Annotated in this window: 13 protein-coding genes; 5 read left to right on the forward strand and 8 right to left on the reverse strand. The window is 71.4% G+C overall.

Translation table 11 applies throughout. The features are described 5' to 3' along the window. Window positions 1–78: 78 nt before the first annotated feature. From ABZT06_RS29315 to ABZT06_RS29330, 4 genes are all read right to left on the reverse strand, one after another. On the reverse strand, window positions 79–555 hold the full coding sequence (locus ABZT06_RS29315) for a hypothetical protein (protein WP_355747249.1): 477 nt from the start codon (window positions 553–555) through the stop codon (window positions 79–81). 174 nt (window positions 556–729) lie between these two features. Further along, window positions 730–2478 (reverse strand): LCP family protein, encoded by a 1749-nt coding sequence (locus tag ABZT06_RS29320; RefSeq protein WP_355747359.1) that lies wholly within the window; start codon window positions 2476–2478, stop codon window positions 730–732. Between the two features lie 231 nt (window positions 2479–2709). Beyond that, a complete protein-coding gene (locus tag ABZT06_RS29325; RefSeq protein WP_355747252.1) occupies window positions 2710–3987 on the reverse strand; it encodes an LCP family protein in 1278 nt (425 codons plus the stop codon). 206 nt (window positions 3988–4193) lie between these two features. Beyond that, window positions 4194–4928: a TIGR03089 family protein gene (locus ABZT06_RS29330; protein WP_355747255.1), complete on the reverse strand. Its 735-nt coding sequence runs from the start codon at window positions 4926–4928 to the stop codon at window positions 4194–4196. Window positions 4929–5057: 129 nt separating this feature from the next. Here ABZT06_RS29330 and ABZT06_RS29335 point away from each other — a divergent pair, with 129 nt between their 5' ends. Next, window positions 5058–6512, forward strand: a complete 1455-nt coding sequence (locus ABZT06_RS29335; RefSeq protein ID WP_355747258.1) for an N-acetylmuramoyl-L-alanine amidase — start codon at window positions 5058–5060, stop codon at window positions 6510–6512. A gap of 220 nt (window positions 6513–6732) precedes the next feature. Then, complete coding sequence (locus ABZT06_RS29340) at window positions 6733–7815, forward strand: NDP-sugar synthase (protein ID WP_355747261.1); 1083 nt, start codon at window positions 6733–6735, stop codon at window positions 7813–7815. A 171-nt stretch (window positions 7816–7986) separates the two neighbouring features. On the opposite strand, the gene ABZT06_RS29345 is transcribed toward ABZT06_RS29340, so the two are convergent. The 4 genes from ABZT06_RS29345 to ABZT06_RS29360 all read right to left on the reverse strand — a co-directional run bounded on the left by ABZT06_RS29345 (window position 7987) and on the right by ABZT06_RS29360 (window position 11911). After that, a complete protein-coding gene (locus ABZT06_RS29345; protein WP_355747264.1) occupies window positions 7987–8997 on the reverse strand; it encodes a DNA-3-methyladenine glycosylase 2 family protein in 1011 nt (336 codons plus the stop codon). A gap of 97 nt (window positions 8998–9094) precedes the next feature. Next, window positions 9095–10402, reverse strand: coding sequence for a coenzyme F420-0:L-glutamate ligase (locus ABZT06_RS29350; RefSeq protein WP_355747362.1), 1308 nt, complete (start codon window positions 10400–10402; stop codon window positions 9095–9097). Window positions 10403–10407: 5 nt separating this feature from the next. Next, entirely contained in the window at window positions 10408–11367 is a 960-nt protein-coding gene (cofD, locus tag ABZT06_RS29355; RefSeq protein ID WP_355747267.1) for a 2-phospho-L-lactate transferase, read from the reverse strand. A gap of 34 nt (window positions 11368–11401) precedes the next feature. Next, window positions 11402–11911, reverse strand: coding sequence for a cysteine dioxygenase family protein (locus ABZT06_RS29360; RefSeq protein ID WP_355747270.1), 510 nt, complete (start codon window positions 11909–11911; stop codon window positions 11402–11404). Between the two features lie 699 nt (window positions 11912–12610). Here ABZT06_RS29360 and ABZT06_RS29365 point away from each other — a divergent pair. From ABZT06_RS29365 to ABZT06_RS29375, 3 genes are all read left to right on the forward strand, one after another. Beyond that, window positions 12611–12874 (forward strand): WhiB family transcriptional regulator, encoded by a 264-nt coding sequence (locus tag ABZT06_RS29365; RefSeq protein ID WP_003990679.1) that lies wholly within the window; start codon window positions 12611–12613, stop codon window positions 12872–12874. Between the two features lie 184 nt (window positions 12875–13058). Then, window positions 13059–16724, forward strand: a complete 3666-nt coding sequence (locus ABZT06_RS29370; protein WP_355747275.1) for a glycosyltransferase family 2 protein — start codon at window positions 13059–13061, stop codon at window positions 16722–16724. Continuing rightward, window positions 16721–18211 (forward strand): DUF5719 family protein, encoded by a 1491-nt coding sequence (locus ABZT06_RS29375; RefSeq protein ID WP_355747278.1) that lies wholly within the window; start codon window positions 16721–16723, stop codon window positions 18209–18211. Before ABZT06_RS29370 ends, ABZT06_RS29375 begins: the two co-directional genes overlap by 4 nt. Window position 18212 lies beyond the last annotated feature (1 nt).

The raw sequence follows: 18212 nt of genomic DNA on the forward strand, positions 1-18212 counted from the left end.
TGTCTTGCGTCAAGTCAGACGTCGGACAGGGCCACTTGGTGCATTCAAGATTCATCATTCTGCGGTGAGTGGCGAGGCTCAGCCGCAGTGCACGTCTTCGTAGACGGTCCTGCCACCGCCGGCCCCCGTGCCACCGCTCGTGTAGTTGAGCTCGCCGTAGATGTCGATGCAGCTGCCGGCGGCGTAGACGTACAACGGGCCCGCGTAGGAGGTGTAGTTGGAGTTGTTCCCGTCGAGCTTCCAGGTGCTGGACCCGCTCTTGCGGATGCCCGCGATGATGTGGTTGGCGCCGCCGACCTCGCTGTCGTTCGCGCGGGTGATGACGCAGTTGTTCCCGTTCGAGCTGTTGTAGTAGACGTCGATGTAGCCGACGGTGGGATTGGGGTACCAACCGTCCTTGATCGCCCAGGACTTCAGGAAGCCGTAGGAGCTTCCGCAGTAGTTGACCCGGGACATCGCGTCAGCCTGTCCGGCGGAAAGGCATATCAGTCCGGCCGTCAGCAGCGTGACTGCTCCGGCCGCCGAAGTGATCCGCGTGCGCAACATTCCGCGCATAGCAACCTCCTAGGATTTCAATAGAGTTGACGCGCGATCAGTTAACCTGCGGACGTTGCGTTCCGGTGATCAAGTGCCGTCTTTTGTGATCTTCGCCTCACGTGGGGCGGCACAGCGAACGGGCCTGCCACGCGTCCGGTTCGACGTGTGACAGGCCCGTGAGGTCGCGGTCTCTCAGCTAGCGCACTTCACCTCGTTCGCCGTGGTCTTGTCCACGTTCGCCGGCGCCGCGGTGGAGTTCATCTTCACCCCGGCACCCTTGAAGTCCTCACCCAGCGTCAGCGTGATGGTCGGCAGACCCTGGGAGTTGGTGACGCTCTTGCCCGGCTTCATCATCGACCCGGACAGGCCCATGATCGCGGCCAGCCTGCGGGCCTGATCGGCCTGGTCGGGGGCGTACTCCAGCGTCGTCTTCGCCTGGGAGGCGCCGGCGTTGCCCGCGTTCTCCGACTTGGTCACGCCCGCCTCGGTCTGGAGGTAGGTGAGCTCCTCCTGGGCGCTGCCGGCCGCGGCGCCACCGTTGAGGATCCGCACCCGCACCTCGGAGGCGTCCGACTTGCTGCCCTTCAGCCGGGCGGCGACGGCGGACTTCTCCTTCTTCTCCTTGGCCTTGACCGCGGTGAAGGAGGTGTCGCTCTTGATCATGTTGAAGACCTGCGAGGCGTTCGGCTCAAGGGGCACGACGGTCGCCTTGACCACCTCGGCCGGGTTGTCCTTGACCGGGACCGTGGTGAAGGTGATGTTCTTCATCGGCACCTTCTTCAGCTCCAGGGCCAGGTCCTTGAGCGTGCTGGCCTTGCCGATGCCCTGGTCGACGGTGAGCGCCTTGGTGGCGGCGTTGGCCAGCTTGATCAGCTTCGTCGGGCTGGTGAGGGTGTCGCCGGAGGTCATCTTGCGCATCAGCGAGCTCATGAACTGCTGCTGGACCTTGATGCGGTCCAGGTCGCCCTTCTGGCCGAAGCTGTGCCGGGTGCGGACGAAGGCGAGTGCTTCCTCGCCCTCGATGGTGTGCTTGCCGGCCGACAGGTTCAGATGCGAGTCGGGGTCGTTGACGTCCTTGGCGAGACAGACCTCCACCCCGCCCACCGCGCTCGTCAGCGTCTTCACCGCGTTGAAGTCGGCCATCGCGAAGTGGTTCACGTCGATGCCGGTGAGCTCCTCGACCGTCTTCATGGTGCAGCCGGGGTTACGGCCGAACTGGCCGAGGCTGGTGTTGAAGCGCTTGTCCTGGGTGCCCGGGATGACCTTCTTGGTGCCGTCGTCCTCGGTGACCTCGCAGTCCGGCACGTCGACGATCAGGTCACGCGGAATGCTCAGCGCGGTCGCGTTCGTACGGTCCTTGGAGACATGCAGCAGGATGTTGGTGTCGGCGTGCCCGACGCTGCCCTTGTCGCCGTAGCCCTCGTTGCCCGCCCCGGTGCGCCGGTCGGTGCCGATGATCAGGATGTTGAAGGCCTCGTCCTTGCTGAAACCGTTGTCGGCCACGCTGCCGACGTCCTCGGTGGTGACGTTGCCTTCGAGGTGCTGGAGATAGAGGTAGGCCGCGCCCCCCGTGCCGACCAGCACGAACGCCATGACGCCGCCGGTCCACAGCAGCGCCTTCTTGCCGCGCGCCTTCTTGACCGGCCGCCGGTTGCGCCGCCCCGGCGGCGGCTCCTGGGGCGCACCGCGGCGCCGCCGCGGCCCCGGCACGTCACGGCCGGGGATGTCCGCGGGTGACGTACGGCCCGGCGCGGCCGTTCTGTCGCGCGGCGTACCGGAAGGTCCCGCCGGTCGGGGGGTGGTTCTGCTACGGGGCCCCGGGACCGCTGATTGCGGTGCGAAGGGAGTCAGTCGCAGTTCGTATTCGCCAGTGTTCGGATTGAGTACCCACTGGTCTGCGGGGTCGGTCTCGCCCGCCCGCCCACTGCCTTGCGCGTCCACGGTTGTCTGCATCCTCCGTCGGGGCCACGCGGCGCCTTGCCCCTCAAAGGCGCTCGGGTCTCGGTCATACAGTGCACGACCCCAGGAAGGACCTCGCGGCCTGCTGCACCGGATCGCTCACACTATCCGGCCAGTTCATCGGCTAGCGGCGACGGTGACAAATTCCACGTCCCTACAACTGGGCAATCCGCCCATTTCCTTGAACAAATGTGCGTCGACTTGGGAATCGCTTTAATCGCAGGTGTCGTGGGCGGCGGTGTTCCCGCGGAACGTGGGTGCGGGTGACGCGGCGGCGGGCCTGTCGGGGCGCCCGGCGCCGGACTTCCCGTCGTGGCCGTCCCCGTACCCGTCGTAGTCGTACGGCTCCTTGCGGTCATCCGCTCCTTCTTGCGAACCGCCGCTCGAATTGGGGTTCTTTGTCGCGGAATCCTGTGGAACTTCCTCGGCGACCGCCACCGGCGCGTCCGTGCGCAGCCGGGCGAACAGTTCCTCCGCCTCGGCTTCCACGAGTTGGTCGCGGTTGGCGTTGTAGGCGTACGGCTCCCGCGGCACGGTCAGGAATTGCACACGTTCGGTGGGGATGTCGCGGAGCCGGCGCACGAGTTCGTACAAGCCGCGCAAGCTCGCCAGATCCGGATCCGTCGTGAGCGAGGACGTGGCAGCGTCCAGCACCGGATAGAGCTTCACCGGATTGAGCAGGACGTCATTGCTCTGCACCTTGTTGACGAGCGCCCCGAGGAAACGCTGCTGCCGGTCCATCCGGTCGGTGTCGCTGCCGTCGCCGAGCGACTTGCGGGCGCGGACGTACCCGAGGGCCTGCTCCCCGTTCAGCGTCACCTTGCCCGCCGGGAGTGTCAGCTCGGCGGCTTTGTCGCGGATGGGTTTCGTCAGGCAGATCTCGACGCCGTCCACCGCGTCGACCATGTCCTTGAAGCCGTGGAAGTCGACGACCACGTGATGGTCGATCCGGATGCCGGTCAGCTTCTCGACGGTCCGGATCGTGCAGGCCGAACCGCCCTTCTGGAAAGCAGAGTTGAACATCGTGAACACGGGCTCACCACGGGTTCCGTCCGGCCCCAGACAGGACGGCACCTCCACCATCAGGTCCCGCGGCAGCGACACGGCCGTCGCGGTGCGCCGCCCGGCGGACAGATGCAACAGGATCGTGGTGTCCGACCGCTCGGTCCCCGAGTCCCGCCCGTACTGACCGTTGCCGTCGCCCGAGCGTGAGTCGGACCCGATCAGCAGGATGTTCTGCGCACCCTTGACCAGTGAGGTCGGCCGGTCCTTCTCGTACCGGGCGAGCTCCTCGGCGGCGGCGTCGTCCGCGGTGATGTTCCCGTCGAGCTTGGCGTAGACGGCCCATCCGGCACCGGCGGCGGCGAGGACGAGCACGCCGACACCGAGCCCGGCGCCGGCCAGCCGCCGCCGTCGGCGCCGCCGTATGAGCCCTTTCCCGCTCGCGGAGGACCCCGCGCCGGGCCCGAGGGTGCCTGCGCTGTCGGTCACGAGCGGTGCCCCCTCACGGCGTACGGGCATGCGTGCGGTCTGCTCCTACGACCATGGCGTGAGGAGGGCGCGGAGGGCTGCCGCTACTGCTCTGTACGGGTGACTGGGTCCACGCAGGGGCTGCGGGGGGCTGTGCCGATGTGCCGCTCCGCCGCCTGGGCGCGGCCAGCCACGGATGACCCGCACCCGGCACTCGACGGGTCCCGTCAACGACGAGTGGACGAAACCCGCTCACTCTCGATCCGCTTGGCAAGGCCCTCTTCGCTCAGCTGCTCGAGATTCCGGCACAGGACCACGGACCCCCCGTTGGCCAGCGGCCCGTACAGCCCGGCGTTCAATCCGTCCCACGTGTCGTACGGCAGCCCCGACAGCACGCGATCCCGGGTTCCCTCGGCTCGCGCCCTCTCCACCACCTCCGCTCCACTGAACTCCCGCCCCGCCACGATCAACGCGGGCTCCTCGGGACCCACCGGAGCGAACGGAACGAACCGGTCGCCCTGGCTCGGTACTTCCACGGCGTAGTCCACGAACCCGTCCGGGGTCTGCGGGAACCGCCCACCCAGCGGCCGTAGTGCGAGAGCGACCCGCTCCCCGGAGCAGGCCCTGGCCGCCTCCAGCGCATCCGGCCCACTCACCACGACGTCCGCCGTCGAAGGGTCCCCGCCGATGTCCGCGACGACTCCCACGGACGCGCACGCGAGCAGCCACACCGCCGTCTGCCAGTGCGCGGGCAGCAACAACACCACCCTGTCGCCGGGCGCGGCCGCGAGGTCGCCCTGGAGGAGGTTCGAGGTCTTGGCCACCCAATTGGCGAAGGTGGCCACGGACAGTTCGACACGTTCGCCCGTGGCATCGTCGTAGAAGGTCACCAAGGGGCGTCCGGGGTCCGCGGCGAGCGCGGAACGCAGCAGGTCGGCAGGGGTGCGATCGGTGGCGTTCATCCGCAGAAGCGTACGCGGGCACGAGGCCGGACACCTGCGCGCGGGGCCACCGGTTCGGCGCAACAGCACCCGACGGCCCGTCAGTTCCCCGATGGACAGATTTATATGACTATGTCCAGGATCGGGAGCATGCGTGGACTTCTTGCTTCCTCGGTCGGCGTCACCTGCGCGGCCGCCCTCGCCCTTCCCCTCACCTCGCCCGCGGTCGCGGCGAGACCGGTGTCCCCGGCTGCCGTGAGATCGGCGCCGGGCGCGGAAGCCCTCGGGGGCACCCAGTCCCTGCCCCTCGCGCCCCTCGCCCCCCGCGACCGCACCCTCGCCCCGGGCGCCGAACAGGGCCTGCCCCGCCGGGACGTACGGCACTTCTCCCTCGTGGGCGTGATCTGGGACGACCCGGACACCGTGCTGCACGGCCGTGTCCAGGTCCGCACCCGTGCGGTCGGCACCGACAGCTGGTCCGGCTGGCAGGACCTGGAGACCCACAACGACGACGCCGCCGACCCCGGCACGGCCGAGCGCACCTCCGGCCGCGTCCACGGCGCCACGGCCCCGCTGTGGGTGGGCGACTCCGACGGAGTGGAGGTACGGGTGCGCGCCGAGGCCGACCGCAGGACCGAGGACACGGCCCGCGGCTCCCGTACGGCGGCGACGACCGCCCCGCTTCCGGCCGGCCTGCGTCTGGAACTGGTGGACCCGGGGGAGAGCGCGCCGGAGCCCGCCCGGCAGGAGAGCACGCCTGCGGGCGCCGCCCAGCGCGCCGTCGCACCCCGCCCCGAGCCCACCGCCGAACCCGCCGAGGACCTCGCCGCGATGGACGCCAACGCCTCCGCGATGGACGCCTCCGCGGCCAACGCGGGCCTCGCCGGTCTCGCCGACCCAGGTGACACCGAGATCCCGGCGCTGGACCGGCAGCAGACCGAACAGGAGCTGTTCGCCCTGCGTGCGGGGGAGTTGACGGATCGGCAGCGTGCGAAGCCGTTCATCGGACCGCGCCCGCGTATCGTGACGCGGCGCGGCTGGGGCGCCGACGAGGGGCTGCGCGACCGGGGCTTCGTCTACACGAAGAAGGTCAAGGCGGCCTTCGTGCACCACACCGCGTCCGGCAACGGGTACCGCTGCACGCAGGCGCCCTCGCTCATCCGCGGTATCTACCGCTACCACGTCAAGAGCATGGGCTGGCGTGACATCGGCTACAACTTCCTCGTCGACAAGTGCGGAAACATCTACGAGGGCCGGGCCGGCGGTGTGGCGAAGGCGGTCCTCGGCGCCCACACCCTCGGGTTCAACTCCAACAGCATGGGGATCGCCGTCCTCGGCAGCTACGGCTCCAAGAAGCCGCCCGCGGCCGTGACGAAGGCAGTCGCACGGCTCACCGCGTGGAAGCTCGGTCTCTACGGCGGCAACCCGAAGGGCAAGACGTACCTGAAGTCGGGGGGTGGCAACCTCTATCCGAAGGGTAGGAAGGTACGACTGAACGTGATCTCCGGCCACCGGGACGGCTTCGCCACGGAGTGCCCCGGATGGCAGCTCTACCGCAAACTCGGGTCCACCCGCACGACAGCCGCCCGTCTCCAAGGTCGTTGACGGTCGCTGAGGGCCGAGGGGAGTGCCGCGGAGGTACCGAGGAGGTACCCGCGGAGGTACCGGGGAGAGTTCCGGGGAGAGTTCGTACCACCCGTTTCACCGCCGTCGGGGGGCAGGCGCGAATGCCGCACGGCCGCCGAAGGTGCCGCACAACGGTCTGCATACACTGGCCGGTCGAAAGACAGTTCGGGCCGGTCCCGGCAGGAAGCGGAGACGACAGGTGACAGAAGCGATCCTCCTGGTCGGCGGCAAGGGCACGAGGCTGCGACCCCTCACGGTCCACACCCCCAAGCCCATGGTCCGCGCGGCCGGCGTCCCCTTCCTCACCCATCAGCTGGCCAGAGCCAGAGCGGCGGGCGTCGACCACATAGTCCTCGCGACGAGCTACCTCGCTGAGGTCTTCGAGCCGCACTTCGGCGACGGCTCGTCCCTGGGGCTCCACCTCGAGTACGTCACCGAGGAGGAGCCCCTCGGCACGGGCGGCGCCATCCGCAACGTGGCCGCCCGTCTGCACTCCGCCCCCGACGACCCGGTCCTCATCTTCAACGGCGACATCCTGACGGGCCTGGACATCAGGGCCCTGGTGCGCACCCACGAGACGACGGGCGCCGACGTCTCCCTCCACCTCACGAAGGTGACGGACCCCCGGGCCTACGGGCTGGTCCCCACCGACGCGACGGGCCGGGTCCTCGCCTTCCTGGAGAAACCCCAGACCCCCGAGGAGATCGTCACCGACCAGATCAACGCGGGGGCGTACGTCTTCCGCCGCTCGGTCATCGACTCGATCCCCCAGGGCCGCCCGGTCTCGGTCGAACGCGAGACCTTCCCCGAACTCCTGGCGGCCGGCGCCCACCTCCAGGGCATGGTGGACTCGACGTACTGGCTGGACCTCGGCACCCCCGCCGCCTTCGTCCGCGGCTCGGCGGACCTGGTTCTCGGCCGCGCCCCGTCCCCGGCGGTCCCCGGCCGCTGCGGCGACCGCCTGATCCTCCCCACGGCACGGGTCGCCCCTGACGCGAAGCTGACGGACGGCACGGTGGTCGGCGAGGGGGCGTACATCGCGGAGGGCGCGAGAGTCTCCGGCTCGACGATCCTCCCCGGCGCGGTGATCGAACCGGGCGCCGTCATCACCGACTCCCTGATCGGCACCCGGGCCCGAGTGGGCGAACGCTCGGTCCTCACCGGCACGGTCATAGGCGACGGCGCGGTCGTCGGCGCCGACAACGAACTGCTGGACGGCACGAGAATCTGGTGCGACGCAAGGATCCCGGCGGGGGCGGTGCGGTTTTCTTCGGACCAGTGAATCCGGCCTGCCCGCTGGATCCAGCCCGGTGAATCCAGCCCCTCCGGCGTTTGAGGAGCGGGGGTCCGGGGGCAGCGCCCCCGGGACGGGGTCGAAGGGGCAGCGCCCCTGGGGATGGGACGGGTAGGGGCGGCGGGGGCGAAAAAATCCCGACGCCCTCGCAGACCACCGTCACAACCGCCCGATGTCCCCCCGAGTAATCTTCGGCGCCCGCCTGCCCGGCGTACGCCCACTCAACAAGATCAACCGAGCGGCCCGATGCCGCTGCCCCGCATACGGCTCCAGCAACGACAACATCGCCGCGTCATCCGCATCCCGATCCCCCGCGAGCGCGAACCCCACGATCCCCGGCAGATGCAGATCCCCCACGGTCACCGCGTCCGCCGCCCCATGGCTGCGCTGCACCACCTCCGCGGAGGTCCACGGCCCCACCCCCGGCACGACCTCCAACCGCGCCTGCGCAGCGGAAGGAGACATACCCACCGCCTCCTCCAACCGCGCGGCCACCCGCACACAGCGCAGAATCGTCGAGGCCCGCTTGTTGTCCACCCCGGCCCGATGCCACTCCCAGGACGGGATCAACGCCCACGTCCGCGGCGCCGGCATCACCCACAACCGCCCACCCGCCGCAGGCCCCGGCGCCTGCTCCCCGAACTTCCGCACCAGCAACCGCCACGCCCGATACGCCTCGTCGGTGGTGACCTTCTGCTCCAGCACGGAGGGAATCAACGACTCCAGCACCAGCCCGGTCCGCGTCAGCCGCAACCCCGGCCGCCGATGCCAGGAGTGCGCCACGATCCGGTGCCGGGGCACGAAGGCGGAGGGATCGTCCGCGGCCCCGAGCATCTCCGGCAACCGGGAGAGCAGCCACTCACCCCCCGGCCCCCACGCCTCACCGCGCACCTCACCGCCGTACACGCACACCCGCAGGGTTCCGGGCCCGAGGGGCGTGAGAGCGGCCCGCCACACGGACCCGTCCGGAAGAGCGCGGAAGGTGGGATCGGCGGGCCCCCGCCGCAGCGCGCCGAGCACCAGCCCGAGATCGACCGGCCACCCCGGCGTCCACCTCCGCACCAGCGGGGCGGCCTGCACCCGCGCCGCCGGCCGCCGCGCGGCGGGCACGACGACCTCCCCACCGCGCACGGTCGTACGCGTGGGGCGCGGAGTGAAACGTCCTGCCACGAATGAGGTCCTGAGCTACGAGAGGAACCGGAAGAAGCCCTACGAGACTAGGCGCAAGCCGAGGCCCGTCACCGCACCTCGGCACAACGGGCGCACATCACCGCACCTCGATGAAGCTCCCCGCGTCCCGCTCCGGCCGGGGCCGGGGCTCCTCCGCCGGATGCCCCACCGCCACGGCTCCCATCGGATCCCAGTCCTCCGGCAGCCCCAGCACCTCCCGCACCACATCGCGGCAGAACATCGTGGACGACACCCACGCCGACCCCAGCCGCTCCCCGGCCAGCGCGACGAGGAGGTTCTGCACCCCGGCGCCCGCGGCGACGACGAACATCTCCCGCTCGGCCGCGTCCCGACGCACATCGCCGTACGTGTGCGACCCGTCCATCACCAGACAGGGCACCACCAGATACGGCGCGTTCCGCAGGACGTCGCCCCGGCGCACGCGCTTGGCTATGGACTCCTCGGACTTCCCGTCCCGCCGCAGGTCGGCGATCCAGGCGTCCCGCATGGCGTCCAGCAGCCCGGTCCGGGCGTCCTCGGACTCCAGCAGCACGAAGCGCCACGGCGTGGTGTGGTGCGGCGCCGGCGCGGTGACCGCGAGCGCCACCGCCCGCCGCACGGCGCCGGGGTCGACGGGCTCGTCGGTGAAGGCCCGTACGGTACGACGCTGGGCGACCGCCTCGCGCACTGCCTCGGACGTCCCCAGCCGGAACATGTCGTCGCGCGCGTGACGCACCATCGCCCGCGCCCCCTCCCCGTGCTCCCCGGCCACGACATGCGCCAGCCCGCGCACCACGGCGACCGGCAGCCCGGCGGCCTTGCCCTTGACGAGATCACCGGCGGCGGCCAGTTCGTCGGCCGTCGCCACGACGGTCGCGCTCAGCGGATTGCCGTACGCGTCCGTCCCGCCCCGCAGATCGTCCAGCACCCGCACCCCGGCGGCACCGATCGCGACATCGGTGAGCCCGGCGCGCCAGGGCCGCCCGAAGGTGTCGGTGACGACGACCCCGACGTCGACCCCGAGGGCGTCCCGCAGTCCGTCCCGGATCGTCCGCGCGGACGCGTCCGGGTCCTCGGGCAGCAACAGCACGGTCCCCGAAGGGGTGTTGGAGGCGTCCACCCCGGCGGCGGCCATCACGAGCCCCTGCCGGTTCTCCACGATCCTGAGCGGCCCGCGCCGCGCCACGACCCGCACGGTCTCGGCGTCGATCGCGGCCTCCCGGTCGTCCGCCCGGACGACCCGGCCCTCCGCCTTGGAGACGATCTTCGAGGTGACGAGCAGAACGTCTCCGTCGGCCAGCCCGGGCTCGGCGGCGGCGATCATCTTGGCCAGGTCGTCCCCTCGCTGCACCTCGGGGAGACCGGCGACGGCCCACACCCGGTAGCCGTCGGCTTCGGTAGCCATCTCGCTCAAGCTCCGCGCACCTCCTCCGCCAGCTCCAGCGCCTGCCGGGCCATCCGCGCGGTTGCGTCGAGGTCGGTCATCATCAGCGGTACGGCCCGGCAGCGGATGCCGGCCGACTCGATCCGGTCGACCGCGCCGGCGTCCACGGTGTCGACGAGCCAGCCGTCAAGCAGTCCCGAGCCGTAGTGCTCGGCGACCGCCGCGGCCGTGGACTCGACGCCGACCGCCGCGAGGACCTTGTCGGCCATGCCGCGCACGGGCGCGTCCCCGACGATGGGGGACAGGCCCACGACCGGGACCCCGGCCTCGGCGATCGCCTCGCGGATACCCGGCACGGCGAGGATGGTGCCGATGGAGACGACGGGGTTGGACGGCGGGAACAGCACGACGTCCGCCTCCGCGATCGCCTCCAGGACCCCCGGCGCCGGCTTGGCCTGCTCCGCGCCCACCGGCACGACCGCGTGGGCCGGCACGGACGCCCGCAGCCGCACCCAGTACTCCTGGAAGTGCACGGCCTTGCGCTCACCGTCGATCTCGACGGCGACATGCGTCTCGACCCGGTCGTCGGTCATCGGGATCAGCCGCACCCCCGGCTTCCACCGGTCGCACAGCGCCTCGGTCACCGCGCTCAGCGGATACCCGGCACTGATCATCTGCGTCCGCACGATGTGCGTGGCGAAGTCCCGGTCGCCGAGCCCGAACCACTCGGGGCCGACGCCGTACGCCGCGAGCTCCTCCTTGAGGTGGAAGGTCTCGTCGGCCCGCCCCCAGCCCTGCTCCTCGTTGATGCCGCCGCCGAGCGTGTACATCACCGTGTCGAGGTCGGGGCAGACCTTCAGCCCGAAGAGGTGGATGTCGTCCCCGGTGTTGCCGATGACCGTGACGTCCGCGTCCGGCGTGGCCTGCTTCAGGCCACGCAGGAAACGGGCACCGCCGATGCCGCCTGCCAGAACCACGATTCGCATGGGAGCCAGTCTTGCAGGCGGGTACGACATCGCGTCACGCGGTCACGACGTCCACCTCGTCGTAGGACTCCGGAGCTGTGCAGGCGGTGTACATGGGCATCTCGGTCAGACCCGGGTAGTACACGTGCAGGCTCACCGCCGGCTCCAGCGCGTCGTTGACGACCTCGTGCACATACCCCGGCGCGAACACCCGCTGCGCCCCCGCTCCCAGCGCGCGCGTCCCCCGCTCGGTGCGCTCGGTCAGCGCGCCCTCCAGGACGGTGAGGACCCCGGAGGAGCGGCCGTGGTCGTGCAGCCCGCTGCCCTGGCCGGGGACCCAGGACAGCAGCCACACCTCGTAGCCGGGTCCGGTGCGCAGCCGGTGGTACCAGCGGCTCGTCGCGTCGTACCGGACGAGGTGGGCCCACTGCGAGCGGTCGGCGGCGATGGAGCGGGCCAGTCCGACGAAGTCGGCGACGGTGGCCGGGTGCTCGCGGGGGGCCTGGAGGAGGTGCGGGACCTCGAGGAGGTCGCCGGCGATCTGGAGGTCGTTGTCGCTGTTCATGGGGCGCGGTGGGTCCTCGGCGAAGAGTGGGGGCTGGCTGGGTGTCGCGTACCGTCCGCCCGGATCTCGGGAAGACAGGAATGCCCAGGTGCGGGCGGGGCACTAGCAGCCGAGTCACGGTGGACTCAGGAGCAGCCGGAGCGCGTTGGGCTCAACAGCTGGAACAGCAACAACAGCTACAGCGAGCGCGGGCAGCACCGTGGGACCCGGCCGTGCGGGTCGAGGTGAGTGCCAAGTTCGCGAGCATGCCCACAAGGACAGCGGCTCACACCTTCACTGTCAACTCGACACCCTGGAAGTGGGACATGTTTCACCTCATCCGGTCCATCTCCAAGGTGAAAGGTTTGTGCAGGCGCCGACCGGGACACATGGCGCACAACCGGGCGCACGGGCCGTGAGTTCGTCGCGACTTCCGCGCCCGCGTACGGAACGAGTTCGAACGGATGGGCGTCCTTCCCCGTACAGGCCGAAAGGTCCGGCGTGGCTGGGCAGCCCTCTCGGGTCTCGTCTGCCTGTCAAGGTTTATGCCGATTTGAACACTTTCAGCAAGGCCTTGGTTCCGCAGAGTGAATAAGGGGCCCAATAGCAGATCTCGGCTTGACTCGCCCGGAGCAGCACACTTGTAATTTCACTCGTGTCGTTCAGCCGAAATCGGTAACGGCCGTCACACGGGGACGCGAAGACAGACGAGGGGCGCACATGACCGAGCTGGTGCAGCAACTGCTGGTCGACGACGCGGACGAGGAACTCGGCTGGCAGGAGCGCGCGCTGTGCGCCCAGACCGACCCCGAGTCCTTCTTTCCCGAGAAGGGCGGCTCCACCCGCGAGGCCAAGAAGGTCTGCCTCTCCTGCGAGGTCCGCTCCGAGTGCCTCGAATACGCTCTCGCCAACGACGAGCGCTTCGGCATCTGGGGTGGCCTGTCGGAACGCGAACGCCGCAGGCTGAAGAAGGCCGCCGTCTGACCCGAGGCATGCTTCACCGCACTTCTCGTACGCAACCGAACGGCCCGTCGCACCTGGCTCATCCACAGGCGGCGGGCCGTCGTCCTGCCCAGCCGATAGTGTGGGCGCTCGTCCGAGACGCCTCGCCGCCCCCTTGAGGGCACAGGCGTCCACCGCAGTCCACCGAACCGGGGCCCGTACCTCGATGTCCGTGCACAGCCACACGGCAGCCCAAGACCACGCTGCCACTCCTGAGTTCCCGCGTCATGTGGTGACCGCGGTGCTCGTCTCCCACGACGGCGCCCGCTGGCTGCCCGACGCGCTCGCCGGGCTGCTCGGCCAGGAGCGCCCCGTGCAGTTCGCCATGGCCGCCGACACCGGCAGCGCGGACGAATCCGCCCAGCTGGTCACCGACGCCCTCGGCGACGACCGGGTCCTGCACCTCGCCCGGCGCACCGGCTTCGGCCAGGCCGTCGAGGAGGCCGCCCGCACGGCCCCCGTCCTTACCCCGGACGAGCTGCCGTATCTGAAGCGGCCCAGCGGCTGGGACCCCGTCACGCGCACGTGGCGCGACGACGCCTACGACATGCCGGAGCTGCCGCACGGCGAGCCGGTCCAGTGGCTGTGGCTGCTGCACGACGACTGCGCCCCCGAGCCCGACGCCCTGGCCCAGCTGCTGCGCGTCGTGGAGAACGAACTGGAGCTCGGCCGCGACGACGTGGCCGTCGTGGGCCCCAAGCTCCGCGGCTGGTACGACAAGCGGCAGCTCCTGGAGGTCGGTGTCACCATCGCCAACTCCGGCCGCCGCTGGACGGGCCTCGACCGCCGCGAACAGGACCAGGGCCAGCACGACCACGTCCGGTCCGTGCTGTCCGTGTCCACCGCCGGCATGCTGATCCGCCGCGACCTCTTCGAGCAGCTCGGCGGCTTCGACCCGCGCCTGCCCCTCATGCGCGACGACGTCGACCTGTGCTGGCGCGCCCAGGCCGCCGGCCACCGCGTCCTCATCGCCCCCGAGGCCGTCGTACGCCATGCCGAGGCGGCCTCCCGGGAACGCCGTACCGTCGACTGCGCGGGCCGCACCACCGCCTCCCCGCACAAGGTCGACAAGGCCGGCGCCGCCTACACCCTGCTCGTCAACGCGCGTACGGCCGCGCTGCCCTGGGTGCTCGTGCGCCTGGTCCTGGGCACCCTGCTGCGGACCGTCGCCTACCTCGTCGGCAAGGTCCCCGGGCAGGCCCTCGACGAGATCCGCGGTCTCCTCGGCACCCTGCTGCGGCCCGAGCGGATCATCGCCGGGCGCAGCAGGCGCGGCACTCCCGTCGTCGACAAGGCCGAGCTCAGACAGCTGTTCCCGCCGCCCGGCGCGACCGTGCGGGCCACCGTTGAGCAGGTCGCGGGCGGCTTCTTCGGCAGCTCCGACGCCGAGGCCTCCACGGCGGGACGCCATGGCGGCGGCATCGAGTCCGGGCCCGGCGGCGACGACGCGGATTTCCTGGAGATCGAGCAGTTCGCCCACCTCAAGCGCATCGCCCGCAAGCCGGGACCGGTGCTCTTCCTGGCGCTGCTGCTGGTCGCCCTGGTCGCCTGCCGCAACCTCCTGGGCGGCGGCGCGCTCGCGGGCGGCGCCCTGCTGCCCGCCCCGGCCGACGCGAGCGAGCTGTGGTCGCGCTACGCGGACGCGTGGCACGCGGTGGGCGCCGGCGGCACCCCGTCCGCGCCGCCCTACCTGGCGATCATCGCCGCGCTGTCCTCCGTGCTGTTCGGCTCGACCGGTCTCGCCCTGACGGTCCTGCTGGTCTGCTCGGTGCCACTGGCCGGCGTCACGGCCTACTTCGCCTCCCGCCCGCTCGTCGAGTCCCGCCTCCTGCGCGCGTGGGCGGCCGTCGTCTACGCCTTCCTGCCCGCCGCCACCGGCGCCCTCGCCGGCGGCCGCGTCGGCACCGCCGTCCTCGCCGTGCTGCTGCCGCTCCTCGCGCGCGCGGGCGTCGCGGCCGGCGGGCTGACGAACAGCACCGGTGCGCGCGGCAGTTGGCGCGCCACCTGGGCCTTCGCCCTCCTGCTCACGATCACCACCGCGTTCACGCCGATCATCTGGCCGATCACGCTGATCCTCGGCATCGGCCTGCTGGCGGTGCGCCGCACCGACATCACCGCCTACGGCCTGCGCTTCCTGGCCCAGTTCGGCGTCCCCCTGCTGGTCCTCGCGCCCTGGTCGCTGACGCTGCTCCCGTTCGGCTTCTTCGAGCAGGCGGGCCTGGAGTACGGCTCCTCGACCGCCTCCGCCCTGGACCTGCTCGGCGCGAGCCCCGGCGGCCCCGGCACCGTCGACGGGCTGATGCTCATCGGAGTCGTGCTGGCCGCGCTGGCCGCCCTGCTGCGCGCCGAGCGGCAGTTCGGCGTCTGGACGGCCTGGGCGGTGGCCCTGGTCGGCCTCGTCTTCGCGGTCCTGTCCAACGAATCGACCTGGGCGGGCCCCGCCACCCTCGTCTACGGCCTCGCCCTGCTCGCCGCCGCCCTGCTCGGCGCCGACGGGGCACGCGCACGCGTGGCGGAGCAGAGCTTCGGCTGGCGCCAGCCGGTCGCCGCGCTGATCGCCTTCGCCTCCGCCGCGGGCCCGCTGCTCGTCGCCGCCGGCTGGATGATCGGCGGCGCGGACGGGCCGCTGGAACGCCGCGACCCGGTACAGGTGCCCGCGTTCGTCGCCGAGGAGAGCGGCACCCGCGACCAGGCCCGCACCCTCGTCCTCGACAGCGACTCCGCCGCCCACGTGGGCTACATGCTGGTGCGCGGCTCCGGCGCCCGTCTCGGCGACGCCGAACTCGCCGCCGCCGACGGTGAGAACGACAAGCTGGACAAGGTCGTCGCCAACCTGGTCGCCGGCTCGGGCGCCGACCAGGCGAACCAGCTCGGCGGCTTCGCCGTGCGCTACGTCCTCGTCCACAAGGGCGCGCCCCGCGAGGTCACGCGCGTGCTGGACGCCACGCCCGGTCTGACCCGGCTCAGCCAGCAGGACGGCAGCGGACTGTGGCGGGTCGACCAGGAGGTCGCGCGCGCGACGATCGTCGCCAAGTCCGGCTCGGGCACCGCGCAGCCGGTGGCCGCGGGCCCCGTCGACATCCACACCACGGTCCCGTCCGGCGCCGACGGCCGGGTCCTGCGCCTCGCCGACACCGCCGACGAGGGCTGGACCGCCACCCTGGACGGCAGGCCGCTCACCCCCACCACCGTCGACGGCTGGGCCCAGGGCTTCGAACTGCCCGCCTCCGGCGGCAAGCTGGACGTCACCTTCGACGACCCCTTCCCCCACACCCTGTGGCTGTGGATCCAGGGCTGCCTCGCCGTCGTCCTCGTGGTGATGGCCCTGCCCGGCCGCCGCCGCGACGTCGACGACGACCTCCCCGAGGAGCAGGCCGTCCCCGCCCAGCCGGTGGCGGGCGAGGGCCGCCGCGCCCGCCGGCTGCGCGCCCAGGCCGAGGCCGAGGAGAGCGCAGGGCCCGAGGACTTCCCCGCTCCTCCCCAGGAGGCGCCCGCCGCGGTCCCGCAGCAGCAGCCCTACGGCAGCGACTGGGACGCCCCGAGCTACCCGAACGCCGAGTACGACACCTATGCCGGTGACCAGTACCAGGGCACCGCCCAGCAGTACCAGGCCGGCGGCTACGACCAGCAGCCGTACCAGGCGGACCCTTACCAGGGCGGCCAGTACGACCCGTACGGCTACGGCGGGCAGAACCAGCAGACGTCGTACGACCAGACGTACGGCGGCCAGTACGAGCAGCAGTACGACCAGGGCTACGACCCCGCGTACGACCCGGCGCAGCAGCACCCGGGCGCCACCGGCAGTGAGCGCCCCGACGGGAGTCAGCAGTGAACCGCACGACCGTGTCCCTCATCGCCGGCACCGCCGCACTCGCCGCCGTCACCGGGTTCGCCACGCTCAGCTCACCGCAGGCCGCAGGCACCGCCAGGACGGCCACCGAGCTGCCCGTGGAGCGCACCAGCCTGCTGTGCCCCTCGCCCAGCACCTCCGACATAGCGGAGACGTCGTACACGTCCTTCACGCCTGTCACGAAGGACGCGTCCGGCGGCGGCAAGGCCGAACTCCAGGCGGCCGCCGAGGAGTCGGACGGCAAGAGCAAGAGCAAGAGCAAAAGCGAGAAGGCCGGCAAGCCGGTCCTCGAACCCGAGGGGCCCGGCAAGCCCGCCACCGGTGACACCTCCGGCGGCGACGCACCGGCTCTCGTCGGCACCGCCGAGGGGAAGTTCGCGCCCGGCTGGACCGTCCAGGAGACCACGGAGGTCGCCGCCGGCTCCGGACGCGGGCTGCAGGGCGTCAACTGCTCCGCCCCCGACACCGAGTTCTGGTTCCCGGGCGCGAGCACGGCCGCCGACCGCACCGACTACGTCCACCTGACCAACCCCGACGACTCCGCCGCCGTCGTCGACATCGAGCTCTACGGCAAGGACGGCGCCCTGGACTCCACGCTGGGGGAGGGCATCACCGTCGCGCCGCACTCCAGCGACCCGATCCTGCTGTCCACGCTGACCGAGGAGAAGCAGGAGAACCTCACCGTCCATGTGAACGTCCGCAGCGGGCGCGTGGGCGCGGCCGTGCAGGCGCTGGACGACAAGCTCGGCGGCGACTGGCTGGCCGCGTCCACGGACCCGTCCGGCAGCCTGGTGCTGCCCGGCATCCCGAAGGACGCCACCGCCGTGCGCCTGGTCGCCTTCGCGCCCGGCGACTCCGACGCCGACGTGAAGGTGCAGCTCGCGTCCCCGTCCGGCCTGATCACCCCCGCCGGGAACGAGACGCTGCATGTGAAGGCGGGCATGACGGCCTCCGCCGACCTCGGTGACGTCACGCGCGGGGAGGCCGGTTCGCTGGTCCTGACCCCCACCGACAGCTCCGTGCCGGTGGTCGCCGCGCTGCGGGTCGTCCGCGGCAAGGGCGACGACCAGGAGACGGCCTTCATCCCGGCCACGCGTCCCGTCGGCACGCGCGCGACGGTCGCAGACAACAGCGCCAAGGGCACCACGCTCTCCCTGACCGCCCCCACGCGCGCGGCCACCGTCAAGGTCACCGCCTCGGCGGGCAGCGAGGGCGGCGAGGCCGTCTCGAAGACGTTCACCCTCAAGGCGGGCACCACGCAGAACGTCGAGGCCCCGGCCCCGACCGGCCTCAAGGGCACGTACGCCCTCACGGTCGAGCACGTCTCAGGAGGCCCGGTCTACGGCGCCCGCACCCTGGCGGCGACGGAGGACGGCGTCCCGGGCTTCACCGTCCAGACCCTCCCGGACGACCGGGGCATGGTGGCCGTGCCGGAGGCGGACCAGGACCTGTCGGTGCTCCAGAAGTAGC

The sequence above is a fragment of the Streptomyces sp. NPDC005483 genome (genome assembly GCF_040606035.1).
GTDB lineage: Bacteria > Actinomycetota > Actinomycetes > Streptomycetales > Streptomycetaceae > Streptomyces.

Bases quoted from the DNA above. Each gene is read 5' to 3' on its own strand.
- ABZT06_RS29315 (WP_355747249.1), bottom strand. From the start codon at position 555: ATGCGCGGAATGTTGCGCACGCGGATCACTTCGGCGGCCGGAGCAGTC.
- ABZT06_RS29330 (WP_355747255.1), bottom strand. From the start codon at position 4,928: ATGAACGCCACCGATCGCACCCCTGCCGACCTGCTGCGTTCCGCGCTC.
- ABZT06_RS29335 (WP_355747258.1), top strand. From the start codon at position 5,058: ATGCGTGGACTTCTTGCTTCCTCGGTCGGCGTCACCTGCGCGGCCGCC.
- ABZT06_RS29350 (WP_355747362.1), bottom strand. From the start codon at position 10,402: ATGGCTACCGAAGCCGACGGCTACCGGGTGTGGGCCGTCGCCGGTCTC.
- cofD (WP_355747267.1), bottom strand. From the start codon at position 11,367: ATGCGAATCGTGGTTCTGGCAGGCGGCATCGGCGGTGCCCGTTTCCTG.
- ABZT06_RS29360 (WP_355747270.1), bottom strand. From the start codon at position 11,911: ATGAACAGCGACAACGACCTCCAGATCGCCGGCGACCTCCTCGAGGTC.
- ABZT06_RS29365 (WP_003990679.1), top strand. From the start codon at position 12,611: ATGACCGAGCTGGTGCAGCAACTGCTGGTCGACGACGCGGACGAGGAA.
- ABZT06_RS29370 (WP_355747275.1), top strand. From the start codon at position 13,059: ATGTCCGTGCACAGCCACACGGCAGCCCAAGACCACGCTGCCACTCCT.